At 32.2% G+C, this 22,994-nt stretch carries 26 protein-coding genes; 12 read left to right on the forward strand and 14 right to left on the reverse strand.

Translation table 11 applies throughout. The annotated features are described in order from the left end of the window. Position 1: 1 nt before the first annotated feature. Positions 2-178, reverse strand: a complete 177-nt coding sequence (locus BLV84_RS12550) for a CAL67264 family membrane protein (RefSeq protein WP_093239007.1) — start codon at positions 176-178, stop codon at positions 2-4. Positions 179-326: 148 nt separating this feature from the next. On the opposite strand from BLV84_RS12550, the gene BLV84_RS02425 reads away from it, so the two are divergent. The 5 genes from BLV84_RS02425 to BLV84_RS02445 all read left to right on the forward strand — a co-directional run bounded on the left by BLV84_RS02425 (position 327) and on the right by BLV84_RS02445 (position 6,097). Continuing rightward, a complete protein-coding gene (locus tag BLV84_RS02425; protein WP_093239010.1) occupies positions 327-1,955 on the forward strand; it encodes an acyl-CoA carboxylase subunit beta in 1,629 nt (542 codons plus the stop codon). 107 nt (positions 1,956-2,062) lie between these two features. Next, positions 2,063-2,752 (forward strand): RluA family pseudouridine synthase, encoded by a 690-nt coding sequence (locus tag BLV84_RS02430; protein ID WP_093239013.1) that lies wholly within the window; start codon positions 2,063-2,065, stop codon positions 2,750-2,752. 57 nt (positions 2,753-2,809) lie between these two features. Beyond that, positions 2,810-3,790 (forward strand): D-alanine--D-alanine ligase, encoded by a 981-nt coding sequence (locus tag BLV84_RS02435; RefSeq protein WP_093239016.1) that lies wholly within the window; start codon positions 2,810-2,812, stop codon positions 3,788-3,790. A 40-nt stretch (positions 3,791-3,830) separates the two neighbouring features. Continuing rightward, entirely contained in the window at positions 3,831-4,292 is a 462-nt protein-coding gene (gene coaD / locus BLV84_RS02440; RefSeq protein WP_093239019.1) for a pantetheine-phosphate adenylyltransferase, read from the forward strand. A 59-nt stretch (positions 4,293-4,351) separates the two neighbouring features. After that, complete coding sequence (locus tag BLV84_RS02445; protein ID WP_234953077.1) at positions 4,352-6,097, forward strand: M14 family metallopeptidase; 1,746 nt, start codon at positions 4,352-4,354, stop codon at positions 6,095-6,097. Here BLV84_RS02445 and BLV84_RS02450 read toward each other — a convergent pair. Continuing rightward, a complete protein-coding gene (locus BLV84_RS02450) occupies positions 6,087-6,701 on the reverse strand; it encodes an NUDIX hydrolase (RefSeq protein ID WP_093239022.1) in 615 nt (204 codons plus the stop codon). The genes BLV84_RS02445 and BLV84_RS02450 overlap by 11 nt on opposite strands. Positions 6,702-6,709: 8 nt before the next feature. On the opposite strand from BLV84_RS02450, the gene pyrE reads away from it, so the two are divergent. Then, positions 6,710-7,354 (forward strand): orotate phosphoribosyltransferase, encoded by a 645-nt coding sequence (gene pyrE, locus BLV84_RS02455; protein WP_093239025.1) that lies wholly within the window; start codon positions 6,710-6,712, stop codon positions 7,352-7,354. Positions 7,355-7,362: 8 nt separating this feature from the next. After that, positions 7,363-7,755, forward strand: coding sequence for an orotate phosphoribosyltransferase (locus BLV84_RS02460; RefSeq protein ID WP_093239028.1), 393 nt, complete (start codon positions 7,363-7,365; stop codon positions 7,753-7,755). Positions 7,756-7,772: 17 nt separating this feature from the next. On the opposite strand, the gene BLV84_RS02465 is transcribed toward BLV84_RS02460, so the two are convergent. The 3 genes from BLV84_RS02465 to BLV84_RS02475 all read right to left on the reverse strand — a co-directional run bounded on the left by BLV84_RS02465 (position 7,773) and on the right by BLV84_RS02475 (position 9,891). Next, positions 7,773-9,065, reverse strand: a complete 1,293-nt coding sequence (locus tag BLV84_RS02465; RefSeq protein ID WP_093239031.1) for an anthranilate synthase component I family protein — start codon at positions 9,063-9,065, stop codon at positions 7,773-7,775. A gap of 61 nt (positions 9,066-9,126) precedes the next feature. Beyond that, positions 9,127-9,321, reverse strand: coding sequence for a hypothetical protein (locus BLV84_RS02470; protein ID WP_093239037.1), 195 nt, complete (start codon positions 9,319-9,321; stop codon positions 9,127-9,129). Positions 9,322-9,435: 114 nt separating this feature from the next. Then, complete coding sequence (locus tag BLV84_RS02475) at positions 9,436-9,891, reverse strand: DUF4442 domain-containing protein (RefSeq protein WP_093239040.1); 456 nt, start codon at positions 9,889-9,891, stop codon at positions 9,436-9,438. A gap of 154 nt (positions 9,892-10,045) precedes the next feature. Here BLV84_RS02475 and BLV84_RS02480 point away from each other — a divergent pair, with 154 nt between their 5' ends. Genes BLV84_RS02480 through BLV84_RS02490 form a run of 3 tightly spaced genes read left to right on the forward strand, consistent with a single transcriptional unit; the run spans position 10,046 to position 12,870 of the window. Then, complete coding sequence (locus tag BLV84_RS02480) at positions 10,046-10,390, forward strand: PadR family transcriptional regulator (RefSeq protein ID WP_093239043.1); 345 nt, start codon at positions 10,046-10,048, stop codon at positions 10,388-10,390. Further along, positions 10,383-11,996: a PspC domain-containing protein gene (locus BLV84_RS02485; RefSeq protein ID WP_159429381.1), complete on the forward strand. Its 1,614-nt coding sequence runs from the start codon at positions 10,383-10,385 to the stop codon at positions 11,994-11,996. Before BLV84_RS02480 ends, BLV84_RS02485 begins: the two co-directional genes overlap by 8 nt. Positions 11,997-12,021: 25 nt before the next feature. Beyond that, positions 12,022-12,870, forward strand: coding sequence for a GIN domain-containing protein (locus tag BLV84_RS02490; protein WP_093239050.1), 849 nt, complete (start codon positions 12,022-12,024; stop codon positions 12,868-12,870). 62 nt (positions 12,871-12,932) lie between these two features. On the opposite strand, the gene BLV84_RS02495 is transcribed toward BLV84_RS02490, so the two are convergent. Together BLV84_RS02495 and BLV84_RS02500 are read right to left on the reverse strand one after the other, a co-directional pair. Then, positions 12,933-13,481 carry a type 1 glutamine amidotransferase domain-containing protein gene (locus tag BLV84_RS02495; RefSeq protein WP_093239053.1) on the reverse strand — a complete coding sequence of 183 codons (549 nt, stop codon included), beginning with the start codon at positions 13,479-13,481 and terminating at the stop codon, positions 12,933-12,935. Between the two features lie 127 nt (positions 13,482-13,608). Continuing rightward, complete coding sequence (locus BLV84_RS02500) at positions 13,609-13,989, reverse strand: DUF1573 domain-containing protein (protein ID WP_159429382.1); 381 nt, start codon at positions 13,987-13,989, stop codon at positions 13,609-13,611. 126 nt (positions 13,990-14,115) lie between these two features. Between BLV84_RS02500 and BLV84_RS02505 the strand changes: the two genes are divergently transcribed. Beyond that, entirely contained in the window at positions 14,116-16,746 is a 2,631-nt protein-coding gene (locus tag BLV84_RS02505) for a valine--tRNA ligase (RefSeq protein ID WP_093239059.1), read from the forward strand. 3 nt (positions 16,747-16,749) lie between these two features. Here the strand turns inward: BLV84_RS02505 and BLV84_RS02510 are convergent, their stop codons facing one another. The 6 genes from BLV84_RS02510 to rsfS all read right to left on the reverse strand — a co-directional run bounded on the left by BLV84_RS02510 (position 16,750) and on the right by rsfS (position 21,694). After that, positions 16,750-17,052: an acyl-CoA-binding protein gene (locus BLV84_RS02510; RefSeq protein WP_093239062.1), complete on the reverse strand. Its 303-nt coding sequence runs from the start codon at positions 17,050-17,052 to the stop codon at positions 16,750-16,752. A 10-nt stretch (positions 17,053-17,062) separates the two neighbouring features. After that, positions 17,063-17,713 carry a phosphatidylserine decarboxylase family protein gene (locus BLV84_RS02515; protein WP_093239065.1) on the reverse strand — a complete coding sequence of 217 codons (651 nt, stop codon included), beginning with the start codon at positions 17,711-17,713 and terminating at the stop codon, positions 17,063-17,065. Next, positions 17,703-18,506, reverse strand: coding sequence for a phosphatidate cytidylyltransferase (locus BLV84_RS02520; RefSeq protein ID WP_093239068.1), 804 nt, complete (start codon positions 18,504-18,506; stop codon positions 17,703-17,705). The genes BLV84_RS02515 and BLV84_RS02520 overlap by 11 nt, the downstream gene beginning before the upstream one ends. A 3-nt stretch (positions 18,507-18,509) precedes the next feature. Continuing rightward, positions 18,510-19,109, reverse strand: coding sequence for an LUD domain-containing protein (locus BLV84_RS02525; RefSeq protein ID WP_093239071.1), 600 nt, complete (start codon positions 19,107-19,109; stop codon positions 18,510-18,512). 116 nt (positions 19,110-19,225) lie between these two features. Beyond that, positions 19,226-21,307, reverse strand: a complete 2,082-nt coding sequence (gene ftsH / locus BLV84_RS02530) for an ATP-dependent zinc metalloprotease FtsH (protein ID WP_093239074.1) — start codon at positions 21,305-21,307, stop codon at positions 19,226-19,228. Positions 21,308-21,328: 21 nt separating this feature from the next. After that, on the reverse strand, positions 21,329-21,694 hold the full coding sequence (gene rsfS, locus BLV84_RS02535) for a ribosome silencing factor (RefSeq protein WP_093239077.1): 366 nt from the start codon (positions 21,692-21,694) through the stop codon (positions 21,329-21,331). A 96-nt stretch (positions 21,695-21,790) separates the two neighbouring features. On the opposite strand from rsfS, the gene BLV84_RS02540 reads away from it, so the two are divergent. Beyond that, positions 21,791-22,522, forward strand: coding sequence for a biotin--[acetyl-CoA-carboxylase] ligase (locus tag BLV84_RS02540; RefSeq protein ID WP_093239080.1), 732 nt, complete (start codon positions 21,791-21,793; stop codon positions 22,520-22,522). A 60-nt stretch (positions 22,523-22,582) separates the two neighbouring features. Here BLV84_RS02540 and BLV84_RS02545 read toward each other — a convergent pair whose 3' ends face one another. Then, positions 22,583-22,987: a DUF2059 domain-containing protein gene (locus BLV84_RS02545; protein WP_093239083.1), complete on the reverse strand. Its 405-nt coding sequence runs from the start codon at positions 22,985-22,987 to the stop codon at positions 22,583-22,585. Positions 22,988-22,994 lie beyond the last annotated feature (7 nt).

The following is a 22,994-nucleotide window of genomic DNA, read 5'->3' on the forward strand; positions in this document are numbered from 1 at the left end:
TTTAAACTCTACCTTTTAAAGCATTAAAGACCCACGCAATAGCAAAAAATCCGATTCCGACAGCGGCAAATCCCCAACCTGCTACATCATTATAACGAAATGCACCAAGAGCTATTAAGGCAAGACCAACAACAATCATAATAAATGTTGCCCATGCTAAAACTGTATTTTTATTCATAATTTGAATTTTAATCAACTCGCAAATATAGAGAATTCAAAGCGGTTTTGTTTTGAAGTTATCAACTTATAAATCGTATTTTTATTGTAGCGCAAAGCTTTGAGTTAACAAAGGTTTTGTATTTTAGCGACAAATCAGACTCAATATAATGAATATAAAATTTAATAAAAACGAAGACCATAATAAGCTTCTCGCCTCTTCTTTAAGAGACAAGCTGGTCAAGGTAAGTTTAGGCGGTGGCAAGAAAAAGATTGAAAAACATCATTCAAAAGGGAAAATGACTGCCCGCGAACGTATTGACTTTTTATTAGATAATCCCAAAAAAGCTATTGAAATCGGTGCTTTTGCTGGTGAAGATATGTATGAGGAATACGGTGGTTGCCCAAGTGGTGGCGTTGTTGTAAAAATCGGTCATGTATCTGGTAAACAAGTTATTGTTGTGGCTAATGACGCCACTGTAAAAGCTGGCGCTTGGTTCCCGATTACAGGAAAGAAAAACCTAAGAGCTCAAGAGATTTCTATTGAAAATAATCTCCCTATCATTTATCTTGTAGATAGTGCAGGTGTGTTTTTACCAATGCAAGATGAGATTTTCCCTGATAAAGAACATTTCGGACGCATTTTCAGAAATAACGCCGTGATGAGCAGCATGGGAATCACCCAAATTGCAGCTGTCATGGGAAGTTGTGTTGCTGGTGGTGCTTACCTTCCAATCATGAGCGATGAAGCTCTCATTGTTGACAAAACTGGAAGTATTTTTCTTGCAGGAAGCTATCTTGTCAAAGCTGCTATCGGTGAAAGTGTGGATAATGAAACGCTTGGCGGCGCAACAACACATTGTGAAATTAGCGGCGTGACAGACTACAAAGCTGATAATGATAAAGATGCCTTGACAAAAATTCAAAACATCGTTGATAAAATAGGTGACTTTGATCAGGCTGGTTTTAACCGCAAAAAATCTGAAAAACCAAAAGAAAATCAAGATGATATTTTCGGCCTTCTTCCTGCAAAAAGAAGCGACCAATATGATATGATGCCGATTATTGAAAGATTGGTTGATAATTCTGAATTTGAAGAATATAAGGCAGGTTTTGGCCAAACATTAATTACTGGTTATGCCCGAATTGATGGTTGGGCTGTTGGTATTGTTGCCAACCAACGTAAAATTGTTAAAACCAAAAAAGGTGAAATGCAATTTGGCGGCGTGATTTACAGCGACTCTGCTGACAAAGCAACACGATTTATCGCAAATTGTAACCAAAAGAAAATCCCACTCGTTTTCTTACAAGATGTCACAGGCTTTATGGTGGGTAGTAAAAGCGAACACGGCGGAATTATTAAAGATGGTGCCAAAATGGTAAATGCTGTGAGTAATTCTGTTGTTCCTAAATTTACAATCGTGATTGGAAATTCGTACGGCGCAGGAAATTATGCAATGTGTGGCAAAGCTTATGATCCGAGATTAATTGCAGCTTGGCCAAGTGCTGAACTTGCTGTGATGAGCGGTAATTCAGCGGCAAAGGTTTTATTACAAATCGAGACCTCACGTTTAAAAGCGAAAGGCGAAAAAATTACTGAAGAAAAAGAGAAAGAACTTTACGATAAAATCAAAAACAATTACGACGAGCAAACAAGTCCTTACTACGCGGCTGCACGTTTGTGGACTGATGCTGTTATCAATCCTTTAGATACTCGCAAATGGATTTCTACAGGAATTGAAGCTGCAAACCATGCGCCTATTGAAAAAGATTTCAACTTAGGTGTGATTCAAACTTAATTTTTGATTTAAAAACTTTTAACGAGATGAAATCATCAATTGTTTTTCTGAAACTATTTCAAAAACATATTGATTTCATCTCTTTTTAATTTAAGCCTATATATTTTATGCTTTCCAACAAAGATAATTTACAAATCATTTACGAAGACAACCATATTATTGTCATTAATAAACGTGCAAGCGATATTGTACAAGGCGATAAAACGAAAGACAAGCCTTTGAGTGAGGTGGTTAAATCTTATATTAAAGAAAAGTACAACAAACCAGGTGATGTTTATCTAGGTGTTGTGCATCGCTTGGATAGACCGACTTCTGGAATTGTGGTTTTCGCAAAAACATCAAAAGCTTTAACGCGTTTAAATAAATCTTTTGCAGCGCATGAACCCATTAAAACCTATTGGGCTTTGGTAAAAGATGAACCACCTCACGAGCAGATGATTTTAGTGCATCATCTCAAAAGAAATCAAAAACAGAATAAATCTTACGCACATAAAAATCCTGTTGAAAATTCTAAAAAAGCTGAATTATCATTCAAAACAATTCAAGTTTTACAGAATTATTATTTATTAGAAGTTGCCTTAAAAACAGGAAGACATCATCAAATCAGGAGCCAACTCTCTGCAATTGGGTGTCCGATTAAAGGTGATTTAAAATATGGTTTTGACAGAAGCAATAAAGATGCAAGCATTCATTTACACGCGCGATCACTTGAAATAATTCATCCTGTTAAAAAAGAAAAAATGAAATTTACAGCTGAGGTTCCTGATGATAATTTATGGAAAAGCTGTGTCAAATAATTCTAACTTAAAAATTAAAGATAAGCTACTCAAAACTTATCTTTGAAAAAAATTGATATGAAAAAAAACATTGCTGTTTTAATGGGCGGCTATACGAGCGAATTTGAAATTTCGATTAAAAGTGGTGAAGTTGTCTATCAATATCTACCAAAAGAGAAATACAATGTTTACCGTGCATATATTTCTAAAGATGAATGGTTTGTAAAGACTGATGACAATGAAAAACACGTTATAGATCCTGCTAATTTTTCAGTTCAAATCAATGATAAATATATTCATTTTGATTGTGCTTTTAATACAATTCACGGAACACCAGGTGAAGATGGTTTAATACAAGCTTATCTACAAACACTTGGCATTCCGCAAACAGCCAGTGATTATTATCAATCAGCATTGAGCTTTAATAAACGTGATTGTATTTCAGTTTTAAAAGCATACGGTATCAAATCGGCTGATAACTTTTTTGTCAATAAAGGTGATTCAATAAATGTTGATGACATTATCACAAAAGTAGGTTTGCCATGTTTTGTTAAAGCAAATAGAGCTGGAAGTAGTTTTGGGATTTCAAAAGTGAAAAAAGCAAGCGAAATGAAAGAAGCGATTGCGCATTCATTAAAAGAAGATGATGAGGTGATTATTGAATCGTTTCTTGATGGAATTGAAGTGAGTGTGGGCGTCATCAACCACAATGGAAAAATCACCGCCTTACCTGTTACAGAAATTGTGACTGAAAACGAGTTTTTTGATTATGAAGCTAAGTATTTAGGGCAATCACAAGAAATCACACCTGCAAGAATTTCAGATGAAGACGCGTCAAAAGTGAAAAAACAAGCAGAAAAGATTTTCAAAATTTTAAAATTAAAAGGTTTAACAAGATCAGAGTTTATTTTTCATAACGGAGAACCTCATTTTATTGAATGCAACACCTGTCCTGGTCTTACTGAAGCAAGTATTTTACCTCAACAAGCTAAAGCAGCTGGCATTGGTTTAACACAGCTTTTCGATGAAGCTGTTGAAACAGCATTGAATTCATTTTAAGATGATATAAGAAATTCCTATTTTTAGAAAAATAACTATTATGAAAAAAGCAGTCTTTCCAGGATCTTTTGATCCTTTGACTTTAGGTCATTATGACATCATTATGCGTGGACTCACACTTTTCGATGAAATCATTTTAGCAATAGGCGTCAATGCTGATAAAAATTATATGTTCTCTTTAGAAGAACGCAAACATTTTTTAGAGGAAGCCTTTAAAGGTGAACCCAAAATAAAAGTTGACACTTATAAAGGTTTAACTGTTGATTATTGTAATTATAAAAAAGCCCAATTCATACTTCGTGGATTAAGGAATCCTGCTGATTTTGAATTTGAAAAAGCTATCGCACATACCAACAGAAAGTTAGAACAAATAGAAACTGTTTTTCTACTAACTTCAAGTGGCAAAAGCTATATTTCTTCATCAATTGTTCGTGATGTGATTAGAAATAATGGTGATTACACGGGATTAGTTCCTGATGTTGTCCGTAAAACACCTGATTAATATTGACTTTATATTATAAAATCAAATATTCTACTAAAAGTTCACCTAACGCTAAAGCCATGTCTAAATTTATTTTTTTAATCGTTTTTAGTTTTTTATTGATGAGTTGTCAAGAAAAGGAAAATAAAAACGAAACCGTACAAACAGAAAAAAAAGAATTCAACACTGCTTATATGAGAACAAATGGTGACTCGACTTCTACTTATGCAGAAGTGATTCATTTTTACAAAAACTTAGCAGAAAATCATGAAAGTATCACGCTAACCGAACATTATAAAACTGACCATGGCGAACCGCTTCATCTTGTTGAATATGCTTCAGAATCTGCAAGTCTCAATAGTTTAAACATCTTAATTAACAACGGTATTCACCCTGGTGAGCCTGGTGGAATTGATGCCTCAATGTTATTTTTTAAAGATTTGGCCGAAGGTAAAATCAAGCTGAAGGAGAATATGAAAATTTATAGCATTCCTGTTTACAATGTTGGCGGTGCACACGAGAGAAATTCGACTTGGCGAACCAATCAAAATGGACCATCTGAATATGGTTTTAGAGGCAACGCAAAAAACTATGATTTGAATAGAGATTTCATCAAGTCTGACTCAAAAAACAGTAAAGCTTTTTTTGAAATTTATCATAAGGTCAAACCGCACATTTTTATTGACACGCATGCGACTAATGGTGCTGATTATCCTTACGTTTTAACACATATTTTCACACAACAAAACCAGTTAGGCGGAGAATTAAGTCAATACATGACAGGTCGATTTATCCCTGAAGTGAAAGATTCATTACAATCAAATAATTGGGATTCTACACCTTATGTCAATGTCTTCAATCGCCCACCAGATGGAGGTTTTAATCAGTTTTTAGATTCGCCAAGATATTCAACTGGTTACAGTTCTTTATGGAATAGTATCGGTTTAGTTATCGAAACACATATGCTCAAAAGTTACAAAAAACGTGTAGAAGGAACTCATGCATTTCTTCAAGCGATGGCAAAGGTAAGTGCGAAAAATGCTAAAGAAATTAAGGAAAAGAAAGAGAATAATCATCAATACTTCCAAAATTTAGATTACTACCCTATTCAATATGAGTTAGATAGCACGAGTTATCAAATTTTAAATTTTAAAGCTTTTCTAGTTGACACTTTAAAAAGTGAAATCACGGGTTTTGACAGGATAAAGTACAACCGTGATTCAACCTATACGGTAGATGTTAAATATCATAATAAATATGTTGCAACAGATTCAATTCAAGTCCCTAAATCTTATATCATTCCTCAACAATGGGAAAAAATCATAGAACTTTTAAAATGGAATTCTGTGACATATCATCGTCTGGACAAAGATTCTATTATGGAAGTAGATTATTATAGAATCATGGATTTTGAGACAAGCCAATCGCCATTTGAAGGTCATTATTTACATTCAAATACAAAAGTTAAAACCTTTAAAGCTAAACAAGAATTTAGAGAAGGTGATATTGTTGTTGAAACTGATCAAAGAGCAATCAAATATATTTTTGAAACATTAGAGCCTGAAGCAGTAGATTCTTTTTTTAACTGGAATTTCTTTGATAGTGTTTTACAACAAAAAGAGCATTTTTCTACATATATTTTTGAAGATATGGCTATAAAAATTTTAGAAAATAATCCAGATCTTCAAAAGAAATTTGATGAGAAGAAAAATGCGGATAGAAATTTTTCAGAAAATTGGTATGCACAATTAAGTTGGCTTCATAAACAATCAAAACATTATGAAGATGCTCACTTAAAGTATCCAGTCTATAGACTTATGAAGTAACCTCTTCTTCAAAAAAATCATCAGGAAAAAGCAAACGAATATTCTCATAAGATTTCTTGAGAGCTTTCTTTGCTTTTTTCTTATTTTTCCACTTAACTTTAGTGATACCTTCATTTTCTTGAGGTATTAAATCACCTGCGTAATCTGTAGTCATCGCAAACCAATAGGTTTCTTTAAGTCTGTATTTTCCCTTCCTTTTTAAAATATGGTAAGTAACTTTAATAAGTTCGCCAATTTTTAAATTTTCAACGCCAGTTTCTTCTTCCACTTCCCTAATTGACGTCTCCTCTATTGTTTCGTCTTTTTCAGCTTTTCCTTTAGGCAAATCCCATTTTTTATTTCTATAAATAAAAAGAATCTTACCTTCCGTATTTGTTACTAAACCTCCACCTGCAACAATGACTTTTAATTTCTTTTTAAGATGTTTTAAAAGTTTGTGTTCTTTTTTATGATATAGATGTAAATGTTCTATTTCACCTTTAGAAACTTTTTTAATTAAAGATTTAATTTTAGCTTTTTTTATAGAAATTGATGTGTATTTTGCACCTATATTTTTATCTGTAGATAAAATAATTGGAACGTCATTAATGAAAACTTTATACATTTGCAATTATGATTTTATGTGAAAGCACAGCTCAAAAAACAGCAGAACTTTTATTGCAAATTAATGCAATAAAATTAAACCCGCAAAAACCATTTACGTGGGCAAGCGGTTGGAAATCTCCGATTTACTGTGATAATAGAATTATATTATCCTATCCACAAATACGCAATTATATTGTTGCAGAACTTGCAAAACCTATAGAGCAAATTTATGGCAAGCCAGATGTCATTGCTGGAGTAGCAACTGGAGCCATAGGTGTTGGCGCATTAGTAGCTGATTATTTAGGTTTACCTTTTGTATATGTTCGACCAGAACCCAAAAAACATGGTAGAAAAAATCAAATTGAAGGCCATTTAGATAGTCATCAAAATGTTGTTGTCATCGAAGATTTAATCAGTACAGGAAAAAGCAGTTTGAATGCAGTTAAAGCTTTAAAATCCGAAGCTAACGCAAATGTTAAAGGTATGATGGCTATTTTCAGTTATGGTTTTGACATTGCTAAAGAAAATTTTGAAAAAGAACATCTTGATCTTCATACGTTAGGAAGCTATGACACTTTGCTTGAGCAAGCCTATAAAACAAATTACCTTAATAAAGAAGAATTAAGACTATTAAGAACATGGCGCGAAGATCCCGCCAATTGGAATAATTAAAAATAAATATGAATTTAGAAAGCCCAAAAGTAAAGGTATCAAAATCTCAAAAAGAAGTTTTTGAATTTTTAAAACACGTAGAAAACTTTGAAAAAATAATGCCAGAAAGCATTGAAAAATTTGAAACATTAGAAGATGAAAGTTTTATTTTTCAACTCAAAGGAATGCCAGTTATTAAACTAAGATTGCAAGAGACAAAAGAATTTAATGAGATTGTTTTAGGCTCTACAAGCGATAAATTAAAGTTTACTTTAACTGGTTTAATTGAAGAGATATCAGAAAATGAATCAGAAGTTCAACTTGTTTTCGCTGGTGAATTTAATGCAATGATGGGAATGATGATCAAAAATCCGATCAACAAATTCATCACGACATTGAGTGAGAATATCAGCCAACTATAATTTTATTTGGGTAATTTTCATGAAGATTGCCCAAATATTTTTTTCATCGCTTTCCCCTTTAACTTACATTCCTCGTATTCCTTTTCGATAATGGATTTTGCCGTCAAAGCGCCGCCAACCATATAAGATAAGTATCGTGCATCTGCATTATAAAGCAAACTTCGGATAACAACATTGAAGTCAAAATCAAAATCTGGCGTGATATAACCCACGGAGCCACTGTAAAGACCACGTTTTTTTGTTTCATACTTTTCAGCAAGTTCCATGGCTTTATATTTGGGTGCTCCCGTCATACTTCCCATAGGAAAACTTGCTTTCAGAATATCGCTTAACTTCACGTTATCTTTCAATTGACATGTAATCGTTGAAATCATTTGATGCACTTGCTCAAAACTATAAATTTTACATAATTCTTGAACTTCAACACTTTTACTTTTAGCAATTTTAGATAGATCATTTCTAACAAGATCAACAATCATAATGTTTTCAGCTCTTTCCTTAGGATCGTTTTTGAGCTGAACTTTAATTTTATGATCAATATTTGAATCTGAATCTCTTCTCGCAGTTCCTTTGATTGGTTGACTGATTAATGTATTTCCTGATTTCGAAATATATCTTTCTGGACTTGCTGAAATAACATAATGCGTATCAACTTTAGAAAAAACTGAAAAAGGAGCTTTTGATATGTCTCTTAAGCTTTTATAAGCTTGTAAACAATTAAAAGAGATATCATTGGCATAAAATTCTTGACAAAAGTTGACTTCATAAATGTCTCCTCTTTGAATGTGCTTTAACAATTGGGAAGCATTTTCAAAATACTCTTTTTTTGACATCCGATTGATAAAATCTACTTTTGGAAGAGAAGATTCTTCAACCAAAGTTTCATTGATGTTTTTAAAATCTTTATCAATCTCATGAAAATCATCATTTAAATAATGAAATGAAAGCAGATTATTTTTTAAACACAATAACTTTTTAGGCTGAATAAATTTTAAAAGTGGAAATTTGAGATCATCAGAATTTTGAGATTTTAAATTTTCAATGGAGTTCTTAACATCATAACTAATGTAAGTCAACAACCAATCTTGTGTTTTTTGATGATAATCGTCTAAACCATCAAAGTCAACCTTGTCGTGAAAAGTCAATGATGAAAGCTCTCCAACACCAATAATACAATCGTATTGGTGATGAGTGGCTCCCATTTGTTGACCTTCTAAAATAGTAAAATTAGAAGATTTAGAAGCCCAATGAAAAAGCTTCTCCTTAAAAGCTAAAGGATTGATAATTTCACGTTGAATATGATGCCTCAAAAGAAAAAATTTAAAATTCCGAAGATATTAAAATAATCTATTGAGTTGCTTCAATAAAATATTATTCAATATAAATTAATGAAGCTTCTAATTCAGGCTTGCTTTGACATAAAGCTTGTGTAAATCTTTTCAATTCATCCAATTCCTCTGGTTGTAGAAGTTTTACAGCTTTAGCCAATTCTTTTGCAAATAACTGAGCATCAAAACTAACCTTTTTCAAGATTTCTTTTGTGTAATCTAGCATACTTGTTTGCATAATTTTTACAAATAGGTGAAGTAGTTTTGATCAATAAGCAAATCGTTTTAAGTCATAAATATAACTTTAATAAGTTCGATGATTATTAAAGAAATGTTAATAAAACAGATGCTATTAATTTTTGACTTTTAAAGTCCATTCAAAATTGAAAGTTGATACAACTTCATTTTTTTCATTTTTACCAACAGATTTTAACCAGATTTTTTGTCCTTCACCTGTCGAAATACACTTTTCTATAATAGCATCAATTTCATGCCCTTGCTGACATGTAAAATGAATTCTGCCTGTTGCTTTTTTTGTAAATTCAGAAGTATTTTGAGCGACCAACATCGATATTTTTCGGTTAGATTTCTGAATAGCTTGCATTACCAAAACCCCTGTAACAAGCTCAGCTGCCATCGCCTGAACAGCAAAATACATACTTTTAAATGGGTTTTGATTAATCCAACGATGCTTAACAGAAGACACAGCATGATTATTTGATAATTCTTTTAACCTTACTCCTGAAAACCATGCGTTTGGAAGTTTTAAAAAAAGAAATAAATTGAGTTTAGAAGGACTGAGTTCCATTTATCATTTTTTATAAAAATACAGATTTAAATGAATTATTAGCTTCACTCTAATAACTTACAAAAGTTAAAATTAAGTTAATAAACACTACTTTGTAATACATAGTAGCTTGTGAAGTTTATATATTTGTCAAATACAATGAAAGCTCTGCCAAATGAAAATAGAAAATACCAAAGCACAGATGCGAAAAGGAATTTTGGAGTATTGCATTTTATCGGTGCTCTCCAAAAATGACGCATACGTTGCAGAAATATTAAAAAACTTAAAAGATGCACGTCTAATTGTTGTTGAAGGAACAATCTACCCTCTTTTAACTCGATTAAAAAATGCTGGACTACTTGCCTACCGCTGGGAAGAATCTACTGGAGGTCCACCTAGAAAATATTATCAAATTACTCCCAAAGGCCTTTCATTTTTGAACGAATTAGGTCAAACCTGGGAAGATCTAAAATTTGCAGTCAATAAAATCACCCATTCTAAAACCTCGAATGATGAATAAAACAATCAATATCAGTTTAGGCAACATTTACTTTTACGTTGATGAATTCGCCTTTCAAAAATTGAATCGCTACTTAAAAGAAATCGAATCATACCTTGCAAATGAAGAAAGTCGAGATGAAATTATCAATGATATTGAATCTCGAATTGCTGAAATTTTTAACAATTTTAGAGAAGATGCAACGCAAGTGATCAATATGCATCATGTTGATGAAATGATCAAGATTATGGGTAATCCTGAAGATTACCAAGTTGAGGATGACTATGAAACTTATTCAAAAAGGAAATCGACTCGCAGTTTGTATAGAGATGTTGATAATTCTACTTTAGCTGGTGTATGTGCAGGTTTAGCACACTATTTTAGTATTAATCCTATCTGGTCGCGAATTTTATTTATCATTCTTGGTATCACAACTTTAGGAACAACTGTTTTAGTTTATATCATTCTCTGGATATTAATCCCGCCGGCTATAACAACTGCAGAAAAACTAGCGATGAAAGGTGAAGAAATTAATATTTCTAATATAGAAAAGAAAGTGAAGGAAAACTATGAAAAGTTCACTCAAAAATTTGGAGATATCGACTATGAGAAATATAAAGAGCAAACACAACAAGGTGCAAGAAAAGCTGGTCAAGGCTTCATTAATTTCTCATCACAACTGCTGAATATTACTCTCAAAATCCTAGGGTTTATCTTTGCTTTAATTGGTGGATTAGCATTATTTGGATTAGTTGTTGCTTTGCTAAGCTATACTTCTGTAAGTTTATTTGAAGACTTTTATATTTTTGACTTTCCTCACGCAGAAATGGGCGTGCCTCATTGGTTTTTTGCGAGTGTCATTTTTATTTTAAGTGCAATTCCAATGTTTTACTTATTAATTTTAGGATTAAAATTAATGATCAAAAATTTGAGAAGTTTAGGAAAAGCTTTTCATATTATCATTTTAACCCTGTGGTTTGCTTCATTAATTACAATTATCTTTTTAGGCATCAGAAAATCGTTTTATCAACCTGAAGAATATCAGTTTGTCAGAATTGAAGAGACTAACATCACTGCTCAGGATACAATTTCAATTAAAATGATTGAAAATTTCAGATACAATGAGAATTCGGTCAGATCTCGTCATCTTAAATTAACTTATGACGCAAATGATCAAGACATTGCAACGGGATCAATGATTTTATTAGATTTTAAAAATAGCCAACAAGATCATGTTTCAATTCGATTAGAAACAAACATCAAATCTATTAATCGTGAAAGCGCGAAAAAAATTAATGATGAATTAGAATATCAGTTTCAAACATTAAATAAGGATATAAGTTTAGCAAATTTTTACACGATTCAGTCAAAGTATCAAGAAGCGCGCATTAAATTAAAAATTAGCATTATTTTGCCTGAAGGGATTCATCTTAAAATTAATGAAAATACTACAGAATTTTTGAACAATCATAATTCAATTAATAGTCTAGAGATCAACCATAAAAACGAATTATTAAAATTAGAGAATTCAGCTTTAAAATGTTTATCATGTCCCTATCAATCTATTAAACCCATCATAAAATCTGAAGAAAAACAAAATCGTACAACTTTAGATTCTATCAACTAAACCCTAAACCTAAAATAGCTCAATTATGATTCAAATTTTAAAATATGCTTTATATGCAGTTCTTGCATTCAGTTTATTCAGCTGTCAAACTGTTTCAAAAATAACAGGTAACGAAAAAATAGATGGTGCAGGTCCTGTTATTTCAAAAGAAATAGCGATTAATCAGCTCGAAGAAATTGATATCAGCAATTCTTGGGAAGTTAAATTGATTAAAAGCTCGACAAGTAAAGTTATTATCAAAACTCATCAGAATATTATTGATTTAAGCGAGATCACAACTGATAAAAATATGTTTAAGATTAGCTTTCAAGAACAAATTGGAGAAGTTGATCAAAAAACAATTGAGATTCACTATACACAGCATCTTGAGTCCATTGACTTAAGTGCAACTGCAAATTTAAGTGCTGATGATGAAGTGAGTCTAGATCAATTAGACATTGATCTTTCTAGCGCTTCAAAACTCAAACTTAAAGTCAGAACAAAATCTTTGAGTATAGAGACTTCATCTAGTTCTACAGCTGACTTACAAATACAAAGTAACAAATTGGAAATTGATGCTTCTAGCGGTTCAAGAGTAACAGCTAAAATAAATGGAAAATCAATTACAGCTGAAGCTTCAAGCGGTTCAAGTATAAAATTAAATGGTTCAGCAACTATATTAAAATCATCAACTTCAAGCGGATCAGAAATTAATGCAGCTGACTTGAATGTTAAAAAGATAATTGCCTCAGCTTCATCTGGATCGAGTCAAAAGCTTTTTCCTTTAAAGAGTTTAGACGCTAAAGCTAGCAGTGGAAGCTCTATTAAATATTTGAACACACCTGATCAAATCAAGATTTCAAAGTCCTCTGGAGGTAGCGTAAAATCTCAATAATAAAGCATAAAAAAGCCGATTTAATTTTTTAAATCGGCTTTAAAATTTATTTATAAATTGTTTTAAGCATGTTGTAAATCATGCTTACCTTCTTTAATTTCTTCAATTAATTTTGCGTTAAAGGCTTTTAAATCTTTAGGTGTTCGGCTTGTTACAAGTGCTTCATCAACAACAACCTCTTTATCTACCCAGAGCGCACCAGCATTTTCTAAATCCTTTCTAATTGAAGCATAAGATGTCATCGTTCTTCTTTTTACCACATCTGCATTGATGAGTGTCCATGGTCCATGACAAATAGCCGCAACTGGTTTGCTTTGCTTGAAGAAATCTCTGATAAATATTAAAACATCTTCATTAATTCTTAAGATATCAGGATTGATAACACCACCAGGTAACATTAGTGCATTATATTGTTTTGCATTAACACTATCAATTGTTTTATCAACTTTGTACGAGGTAGACCAGTTTCCGTCACTCCAACTTTTAATTTCACCAGATTTTATACTAACGATATCAACTTTAAAACCTTCATCTTCCATCGCTTTTTTAGGTGAACTCAATTCACTTTCTTCAAATCCATCTGTCGCTAAAATTGCTATTCTCTTTTCCATTTTATAAGTTTTTAAAATTAAAATTTGATTTATCTCTAATATAAAAAGATATCAGTGATTTTATTTTAATTAAATGATAAAGAGTCAGTTGCTTAAGTTAATAAATCTTAATTTAAGATATTCTTAATCAATTCTTTGGAAGAACTTTACCAGTAAGTTTTAAAGCGACATTAGGCTGAGACGCGTCAGAGTGAATACTGATTGTCTTTCGAATAGGTCCAGCAATTGATGTGTCATACTTGACAACAATCTTTGACTTTTCGCCAGGTTGAATTGCTTTTGTAGGCTTATATACAATTTTGCAATCACCTGTAATTGTGATATGTTTAATTTCAACTTCTCGATTCCCTGTATTTTCAAAACGGTAAGTTGCTAAAGTATCTTTATTAAATGGAATTTCTCCTAATGAGATGCTTTTGGTTTCAAAACTTAACTCACCAAGATCTTGTGCTTGTATAAATGCCGAAGAACTCAATAAAATAAATGCGTAGAGTAATTGTTTTTTCATCATTGGAAATTTATATAAAAATACAAAAATTCCGTTCTAAACAAAAATCAAATAATCTTACTGCTAAAAGGCTTTAAGATTAATCAGGTATTCTCTATTTTTGGCTTTCATAAAATTGAATATAAAATTTCCATGAGTTTGACATATAATCCCAAAGAAACAGAAGAAAAATGGTATAAATATTGGCTGAGCCAAGGTTATTTCCATTCAGAGCCAGATGAGCGAGAATCATACACAATTGTAATTCCTCCACCAAATGTCACAGGAATTTTACATATGGGACACATGATGAATAACACCATACAAGATGTTTTGATTCGTCGTGCGCGTTTAAAGGGATACAATGCTTGTTGGGTGCCAGGGACAGATCACGCTTCAATTGCTACTGAAGCAAAAGTTGTCGCGAAATTAAAAGCTGAAGGTAAATCTAAAAATGATTTAAGCAGAGATGAATTTCTGAAACATGCTTGGGATTGGACAGAAGAATATGGTGGTCGAATTTTAAATCAACTACAAAAACTTGGTGCTTCATGTGATTGGGATCGTACGAAATTTACTTTAGACGATGACATGTATGAATCTGTGATTGACACTTTTATCGATTTACATGAAAAAGGTCTAATTTATAGAGGTTTCAGAATGGTCAATTGGGATCCTGAGGCTAAAACAACACTTTCTGACGAAGAGGTAGTCTATGAAGAAAAACAAGGATTACTTTATTATGTCAACTACAACATTAAAGATTCTGATGAAAAAATAACGATTGCAACAACACGTCCAGAAACAATTTTTGGAGATACAGCCATTTGTATCAACCCTGAAGATGAGCGTTTCAGCCATTTAAAAGGAAAAGAAGTCATTGTACCAATCGTTAACAGAACGATTCCGATTATTGAAGATACTTATGTCGACATGGAATTTGGGACGGGTTGTTTAAAAATCACACCTGCTCATGATGAAAACGATAAAGTATTAGGCGACAAACACAATTTGGAGATTATTGATATTTTCAATGAAGATGCTACGCTTAATCATCATGGGCTAGACTACAAAGGGCTTGACCGTTTTGAAGCTCGCAAACAATTTGTGAAAGCTCTTAAAGAAAATAATTTCCTTGAGAAAACAGAAAACTACACAAATAAAGTTGGTTTATCTGAAAGAACTAAAGCTGTGATTGAACCAAGATTATCAGATCAATGGTTCTTAAAAATGAAAGAACTTGCACAACCAGCTTTAAAATCAGTTTTAGAAACTAAAGAGATTAAACTTTATCCTTCTAAATTTGAAAACACTTATAAACACTGGCTTGAGAATGTAAGGGATTGGAATATCTCAAGACAATTATGGTGGGGACATCGTATTCCTGCTTTCTATTATGGAGAAGGAAAAGACAAGTTTGTTGTTGCAAAAACAAAAGAAGAAGCACTTGAAAAAGCTAAAAAAGAAAGCGATAACAATAACTTAAAGTTAAACGACCTTCGTCAAGATGAAGATGTTCTTGACACTTGGTTTTCATCTTGGTTATGGCCAATGAGTGTTTTTGATGGCATCAGAAAACCTGATAATAAAGAATTTAATTATTACTATCCAACCAAGGACTTAGTCACCGGTCCAGATATTTTATTTTTCTGGGTTGCTAGAATGGTAATGGCTGGTTATGAATATACAGGCCAAAAACCTTTTGATAACATATACTTGACAGGTTTAGTGAGAGATAAAAACAGACAGAAAATGTCTAAATCATTGGGCAATTCACCTGATGCACTCAATCTAATTGATCAATATAGTGCGGATGGTGTTCGCGTTGGATTATTGTTAAGTAATGCTGCTGGAAATGATCTTCTGTTCGATGAATCTCTTTGTCAACAAGGAAAAGGCTTTAGTAATAAAATCTGGAATGCTTTCAAGTTAATCAACTCGTTGAAGATTGATAAGGAAATTGATCAACCTCTTTCCTCTTCAATTGCGATTCAATGGTATTCAAATAAATTTCAGGAAGCTTTAAACCATATTGAAGATCATTTTGAAAAGTACAGAATTTCTGATGCTTTAATGACAAGTTACAAACTCGTATGGGATGATTTCTGTTCTTGGTTTTTAGAAATGATTAAACCTGAGTATGGTAAACCCGTCGATCAACAAACAAGAGATCAAGCCATTAAACTATTTGAAGATAATTTGAAGATTCTACATCCTTTTATGCCATTTATCACTGAAGAGTTGTGGCACCAAATCGATGATCGAACAGGAAGCGAGGCCTTGATTGTTTCTCAATGGCCTAAATCACAACAAATTGATCAAAAGGTAATAAAGGAATTTTCTTTCGTTCAAGATGTTATTTCTGGTATCAGAAACATTCGTAAACAGAAAAATATTGCTTTTAAGAATCCAATTGATTTACATATCCATAATAACGAAAACGCTAGTAAAGCCTATGATGTTCTCATTAAAAAAATGGGAAATATTAATGATTTAGATTATGTTCAAAGTCAAGTTGAAGGCTGTTTAAGCTTTAGAGTTAAAGCCAATGAATATTTTATCCCCGTTGCGGGCTCAATTGATGTTGAAGCTGAAAAGAAGAAACTGAATGAAGAACTGAATTACTTACAAGGTTTCTTAAAATCAGTTGATAAAAAACTTTCTAACACAAGGTTTGTAGAAAATGCACCAGAGAAAGTTATCAATATTGAGAAACAAAAGAAAGCTGACGCAGAAGCTAAAATTTTGACGATTAATAAAAGTTTGGAAAGTTTATAAACTTTAAACGAAATCTAGATATTCAGAAGCCAAAAGGATGTAATGCTTTTTGGCTTCTTTTCTATTTAAATGTCTGACTTGAAATAAGGCGTTTGCCTTAAAAGCATTAACTAATTCATCTCCACTAACTGGTACATTTGTAATACGAATCGTATGATTTTCAAGTGTCGCTTGCTTATAATAAGAGTAAAATAATAACAACGTGTCTTGCTTAAAAACATAAGTGGTTTCACTTACCATTTTATAAGCTTTCTGAAATAAATCTTCAAGAGATTTATCGTTTAAGGAATCTAAGTCTAAAGACATAAAAAACGATTTATAATTCTGCAATAAGGCTCTCAGCTCCTTTCACCTTGTCACCTATTTTTACTTTAACATCGGTTTGCAAAGGTAGGTAAACATCAACACGTGATCCAAATTTAATAAATCCACTATCACGCCCTTGCTTAGCCTCATGGCCTTTTTCAGCATAGTTCACAATTCTTCTCGCAAGAGCTCCTGCAATTTGTCTAAACATAATATCACCAAACTTCTGAGTTTTTACAACGACAGTTGTTCTTTCGTTAAGCTCACTAGATTTAGGATGCCAAGCGACAAGATATTTACCAGGATGATATTTACTATAAACGATTTCGCCACTCACAGGATATCGCGTCACATGCACGTTAATTGGTGACATAAAGACAGAGATCAACAATCTTTTATCATTAAAAAACTCAGGTTCAAAAACTTCTTCAATTGCAACAACTTTACCATCAACAGGAGAAACAATGGCGTGTTCGTCATGCTTGCCACCTCTTTTAGGATTTCTAAAAAATTGTGCAACTAGGATAAATAAAATTAAACAAGCTCCGAAAATACTGTAACGCACAATTTCATTTGTAACAAAATTGTTTGCTAATAAAATGATAAGTATAAAACCAATCAATGAACCTAAAAGGATTTTTTGCCCTTCTTTATGAAACATAATCAACAATTATTAAAAATAAATAAACAAAGGTACTCGAAAAAAGCATACTATCCATTCGATCAAAAATTCCGCCGTGACCTGGCATAATTGTCCCACTATCTTTCACATCTGCACGACGTTTAAATTTTGACTGAACAAGGTCACCAAGCGTTCCAAAAATTGAGACAATAATAGACATGACAATCCAAGTATAAATATCTAAAATTCCAAAATAATGCTCCAGAAAAAAAGCTGAAACAACGGAAAAAACTAAACCTCCAATGAAGCCTTCGATTGTTTTCTTAGGTGATATACTTTCAAATAATTTATTCTTTCCGAAGTTTTTACCAACCAGATAAGCGAAAGAATCATTACACCATATCATAATAAACATTCCTATTAAAATCTGAGGTTTGTAATCTCCATTAAACACTGGAATTAGCGTGATAAAAACGATGGATGGAACAAGATAAAACAATGTAATTAAATGTTTTTTGCTTGTAAAAAGGTTAATCGTATTGGATTTATAGAGGTCTCTCAAAAGAAAAAATTTGACAATTAATGTAATAGCCATTAAAGCAACAATAATTGCTTGATTGTATTCAACACTGTTAAAAAGAACAAGAAGTATAATTAACACAAAATAAGAAAGGTAATTTTTAAAATCGAGTAATTCCTGCAGTTCCTTTAAACAAATTAAACCTACTAAAGCAAAAAAAGCAATAAAGGCATAATGGTTAAAAAAAGCTGTGGAAACAATAACAGCGACATATAAAATTCCTGTAATGGAACGCTTAATTAGTTCATTCATTGACTACAAATCTTCTAGCAGCAGCAAATATAAGTTTTTCGTTGTACTTCCGTAACTTAAAAAATCAGATTGATTTTTATTTTCAAAAGTTTTTAAGGTTGTAATATTACTCGGAATGCTGTTTTTATATTTAGATTTCATTTGTTGTAAACCTTCACCAATTGTTTCTAAAAGTTCACTTGTCTTAGCAACAACAATAAAATCGTAAGGAATATCTTCAAGTCTCTTATCACCTATTTGCTTTGAACTGATTAGAATTGCCCCTGTGTTTGCAATAAGATATTCACAGTTAGTAATAAAAAACTGGGCATCTTGAGGCTGATTCGTAAAGCGAATATTATGGGCTTCAAATCTTTTAGCTGTTTCAGAGCAATAATAATATGCTAATTTTTCTTCCCAATGATTCTCCCCTAAAACATCATTAAAAGCCTGTTGAAGTTCATCTTCATTTTCACAATAAATAAATTTGCCACCATTATCTCTAAAATTATGCACAAATAATTCATCTATAGGATAATCAGGTTCAGGCATAAATTTACCTCTCTCCTCTTCCTCAGATTCTTTTTTTCTTTCTAAACCAAAAATCTTTTTGATAAAGTTCATAGGATACTCATGTAATGGGGCTTTTTTACGAAAATATAAAAAAAATCTTGACTTAATAATTATTATCAGTCAAGATTTTTCTATAAAAGCACAAATAATGATACTTTAAGTTTTTATTATGAATTCGAACTTTTTTCAGTATCTGAATCTGAAGTAGGTGACGGTGAAGGAGCTTCCTTTTCAACATCATCTGGTTTAGCAAGATTTGATTTGTCAGATTCTTTCTTATCTTTTGATTGACTTAAATTACGTTTTGCCATCTCTGGCTTTTCGAAAGGACGCTTACCAAAAATCGTTTCTAAATCATCTTTAAAGATAACTTCTGTTTCAAGAAGCTTTTCAGCTAATTCAATCAATTTATCTTTATTATCTTCAAGTAATTTTATTGCTCTTTGATATTGCGTTTCAATAATATTTGAAATTTCTTTATCTATAATTTCAGACGTTTTTTCTGAATATGGTTTTGTAAAACTATACTCTTGACCTGAAGAATCATAATAGGTTAAATTTCCAACTTTCTCGTTTAAGCCATAAATAGTTACCATTGCTCTAGCTTGCTTAGTCACTTTCTCCAAATCACTTAAAGCACCTGTTGAAATTTTGTCAAAAATAACTTTTTCAGCAGCTCTTCCGCCCATAGTTGCGCACATCTCGTCAAGCATTTGCTCTGTACGTACGATGAGTCGCTCCTCCGGCAAATACCAAGCAGCTCCTAAAGATTGACCTCTAGGCACAATTGTTACCTTAACTAATGGTGCTGCATGCTCTAACATCCAGCTCACTGTAGCATGACCAGCCTCATGATAAGCAATTGCTTTTTTCTCCTCAAGAGTCATGATTTTATTTTTCTTTTCTAAACCGCCGATAATTCTATCAACAGCATCTAAGAAATCTTGACGACCAACTGCTATGTGCCCTTTTCTAGCTGCAACTAAAGCTGCTTCATTACAAACATTAGCAATATCAGCTCCTGAAAAACCTGGTGTTTGTTTAGCTAAGAAGTCTGTGTCTAACTCATCTGCAACCTTTTTAAGTGGTCTTAAATGGACTTCGAAAATTTCTTTTCTTTCATTTAAATCAGGTAAATCAACATAGATTTGTCTATCAAAACGCCCCGCTCTCATTAAAGCCTTATCTAAAACATCAGCTCTGTTTGTTGCTGCTAAAACTATGACATTTGTATTTGTTCCAAATCCATCCATTTCAGTCAAGAGTTGGTTTAATGTATTTTCTCGTTCATCATTAGAACCCGACATATTATTTTTACCTCTTGAACGTCCAATCGCATCAATTTCATCAATAAAAATAATTGAAGGCGATTTGTCTTTCGCTTGCTTAAAAAGATCTCTAACTCTTGAAGCACCTACACCGACAAACATTTCAACAAAATCTGATCCTGATAAAGAGAAAAACGGAACATTCGCCTCTCCAGCAACAGCTTTTGCTAACAAAGTTTTACCAGTGCCAGGAGGTCCAACAAGTAAAGCTCCCTTAGGAATCTTCCCTCCTAAACTTGTGTATTTTTCTGGTTTTTTTAGAAAATCAACAATTTCTTGAACTTCTTCTTTTGCTCCTTCTAAACCAGCTACATCTTTAAAAGATGTTTTAATATCTTTTTTCTCATCGAAAAGTTTAGCTTTTGATTTACCGATATTGAACAATTGGCCGCCGCCTCCGCCAGCGCCGCCGCCACTCATACGCTTCATAATGAATATCCAAATCCCTATGATTAAAATAAATGGTAACAATCCGATTAAAATATCACCCCAGAAGTTTGTTCTTGTATCAAAAACGACCTTTGTATTCTGGTTGTTTTCTTTTTTGACTTTCTCTATTGTATTCTCAAAATTTTGTAAATCTCCAAACTCAAATGTGTAATTGGGCGCTTCTTGCCCTGGAAAAACATTTTGTCCTACAGACTTTTCATGAACCGCTTTCGCTTTCGCCTCGTCGGTTAAATAAACTTCTGCAATTCGAGAATTTTTAATAATGACAACCTTATCAACATCTCCATTAGCTAAGAACTCCTCAAATTCTGCTGGACTTGTTTTTGCTGCTTCTGAAAAACTTGAGCCTCCAAAAAATTGAACACCTAGGAAAATAAGTATAATTCCTATGTAAATCCAATACGAATTAAATTTTGGCTTTTTTGGGTTTCCCTTTGGAGAGCCATTTGTATTTTTAGTTTGTTTTTTCATATAAAGAAATAACTATATTTTTTAATAATTTGTTTCAATCTGGGTGATTTTAGCATCTCCCCAAAGATTCTCAATATCGTAATATTCTCTTGTTTGACGCTGAAAGATATGAACGACAACATGAACGTAATCCATCAAAACCCATTGTGAGTTTTCCTGTCCCTCAACGTGCCAAGGTTTGTCTTTGAGCGCTCGACTTACTTTTTTCTGAATAGAATTTGTGATGGCGTCAACCTGAGTGTTTGAAGTTCCAGAACAGACGATGAAATAGTCACAAACAGTGTTTTCAATCTCTCTTAAATCTATAATACTGATATCTTGACCTTTTAAATCTTCAATTCCAGCTATAATGTTAGTTATTAATAAATCTGTGTTATTATTATTCAATGCTTGCTATATTTTTTAATTTTGTGAGCAAAAATAACCTTTTTAAATGTTTTATAATCCTTGTTAACAAAAGATTATTCAACTTAAATTATTTCAATGAAAATAATCAAAATCAATGCCACTGAATCAACGAATTTGTATTTAAAATCGCTTGGTAAATCTACTAACGATAAAGGCATTATTGCTGTTAGAGCTTTGTGTCAAACACAAGGGCGAGGACAAATGGGAACTTCTTGGCAAACTGAGGATAATAAAAACCTTATCACCAGTTACTTACTACCTCAAATTAACCTAGAGCCAAAAGACAACTTCAAGATGAGTATGCTCGTTTCTTTAGCTCTCAAAAAATGTTTAGAAAATTTAAAAGTTCCTGATTTAAAGATCAAATGGCCAAACGACATCTTGTCATGTCAAAAGAAAATCGCTGGCATACTTATCGAAAATACTTTCACAGCTCAAAAAATATCGAGTAGCATTATAGGTATCGGACTCAATCTTAACCAAAAATCTTTTCATAATTTACCTCAAGCCTCTTCCCTATCATTAATTTGCCAGAAAGAATTTGATATTGATGAAGTTTTTCAGCGCTTAAATGTCGAAATTGAAGTTCTTTATAAAAAACTTATTCAGAAAGATTTTGAAGGCTCTTTATATGAATATTACAAGAACCTTTATGGTTATCGAGAAGAACAAATTTTTGAATTTAAAAATGGTCAACAAAAAAAAGGAATGATTAAATCAATTGAAAATAACGGTTTCCTGAATGTAAAATTTAACGATCATACTTCTCAATCATTTGATTTAAAAGAAATCAAACAGGTTTATTAAAAAAGCTGTGCTAAAATTTGACTTTCAACACAGCTTTCATATCAATTTGATGATGCTCAATTAATTTTGCATGTACTTTTGGTAAATTGGCATGACTTCCATTGAGAATTCTTGACCTATAGCCATAGACTTTTTCATAACTTCAGCTTGACCATCTAATAATTTCTTACCGAGTTCTGAGTCATAAAACTTCAAAATTCCTTTGATGTCTTCATGAGAAAACTCTTCCATATACATTTTAGAAAATTTTTGATACATATTCTCTAAAACCGGTTGAATTTCTTTTTTAAATTCTTCACGTTTTGTCTCTTCCAAAGTGCTATAGATTGGCTCTAATGCAACTTCAACAGAATTGTTTGACAATTTTACAAGTTCGATAGCATCTTTCTCGTATTCAGTTTTTTGATCTTGAGCAAAAGCAATGCTCGCGACCATTAAAAATAAAATCAAAGTGATTTTTTTCATAAGATAT

This window comes from Psychroflexus halocasei, from assembly GCF_900107595.1.
Taxonomy (GTDB): Bacteria; Bacteroidota; Bacteroidia; order Flavobacteriales; family Flavobacteriaceae; genus Psychroflexus; species Psychroflexus halocasei.

Bases quoted from the DNA above. Each gene is read 5' to 3' on its own strand.
- ftsH (WP_093239074.1), bottom strand. From the start codon at position 21,307: ATGAAAAAACAAACTAAAAATACAAATGGCTCTCCAAAGGGAAACCCA.
- coaD (WP_093239019.1), top strand. From the start codon at position 3,831: ATGAAAAAAGCAGTCTTTCCAGGATCTTTTGATCCTTTGACTTTAGGT.
- BLV84_RS02470 (WP_093239037.1), bottom strand. From the start codon at position 9,321: ATGCAAACAAGTATGCTAGATTACACAAAAGAAATCTTGAAAAAGGTT.
- BLV84_RS02475 (WP_093239040.1), bottom strand. From the start codon at position 9,891: ATGGAACTCAGTCCTTCTAAACTCAATTTATTTCTTTTTTTAAAACTT.
- BLV84_RS02545 (WP_093239083.1), bottom strand. From the start codon at position 22,987: ATGAAAAAAATCACTTTGATTTTATTTTTAATGGTCGCGAGCATTGCT.
- BLV84_RS02495 (WP_093239053.1), bottom strand. From the start codon at position 13,481: ATGGAAAAGAGAATAGCAATTTTAGCGACAGATGGATTTGAAGAAAGT.
- BLV84_RS02435 (WP_093239016.1), top strand. From the start codon at position 2,810: ATGAAAAAAAACATTGCTGTTTTAATGGGCGGCTATACGAGCGAATTT.
- BLV84_RS02540 (WP_093239080.1), top strand. From the start codon at position 21,791: ATGAAAATAATCAAAATCAATGCCACTGAATCAACGAATTTGTATTTA.
- pyrE (WP_093239025.1), top strand. From the start codon at position 6,710: ATGATTTTATGTGAAAGCACAGCTCAAAAAACAGCAGAACTTTTATTG.
- BLV84_RS02490 (WP_093239050.1), top strand. From the start codon at position 12,022: ATGATTCAAATTTTAAAATATGCTTTATATGCAGTTCTTGCATTCAGT.
- BLV84_RS02445 (WP_234953077.1), top strand. From the start codon at position 4,352: ATGTCTAAATTTATTTTTTTAATCGTTTTTAGTTTTTTATTGATGAGT.
- BLV84_RS02525 (WP_093239071.1), bottom strand. From the start codon at position 19,109: ATGAACTTTATCAAAAAGATTTTTGGTTTAGAAAGAAAAAAAGAATCT.
- BLV84_RS02510 (WP_093239062.1), bottom strand. From the start codon at position 17,052: ATGTCTTTAGACTTAGATTCCTTAAACGATAAATCTCTTGAAGATTTA.
- BLV84_RS02500 (WP_159429382.1), bottom strand. From the start codon at position 13,989: ATGAAAAAACAATTACTCTACGCATTTATTTTATTGAGTTCTTCGGCA.
- BLV84_RS02515 (WP_093239065.1), bottom strand. From the start codon at position 17,713: ATGTTTCATAAAGAAGGGCAAAAAATCCTTTTAGGTTCATTGATTGGT.
- BLV84_RS02430 (WP_093239013.1), top strand. From the start codon at position 2,063: ATGCTTTCCAACAAAGATAATTTACAAATCATTTACGAAGACAACCAT.
- BLV84_RS02460 (WP_093239028.1), top strand. From the start codon at position 7,363: ATGAATTTAGAAAGCCCAAAAGTAAAGGTATCAAAATCTCAAAAAGAA.
- BLV84_RS02485 (WP_159429381.1), top strand. From the start codon at position 10,383: ATGAATAAAACAATCAATATCAGTTTAGGCAACATTTACTTTTACGTT.
- BLV84_RS02450 (WP_093239022.1), bottom strand. From the start codon at position 6,701: ATGTATAAAGTTTTCATTAATGACGTTCCAATTATTTTATCTACAGAT.
- BLV84_RS02425 (WP_093239010.1), top strand. From the start codon at position 327: ATGAATATAAAATTTAATAAAAACGAAGACCATAATAAGCTTCTCGCC.
- BLV84_RS02520 (WP_093239068.1), bottom strand. From the start codon at position 18,506: ATGAATGAACTAATTAAGCGTTCCATTACAGGAATTTTATATGTCGCT.
- BLV84_RS02480 (WP_093239043.1), top strand. From the start codon at position 10,046: ATGAAAATAGAAAATACCAAAGCACAGATGCGAAAAGGAATTTTGGAG.
- BLV84_RS12550 (WP_093239007.1), bottom strand. From the start codon at position 178: ATGAATAAAAATACAGTTTTAGCATGGGCAACATTTATTATGATTGTT.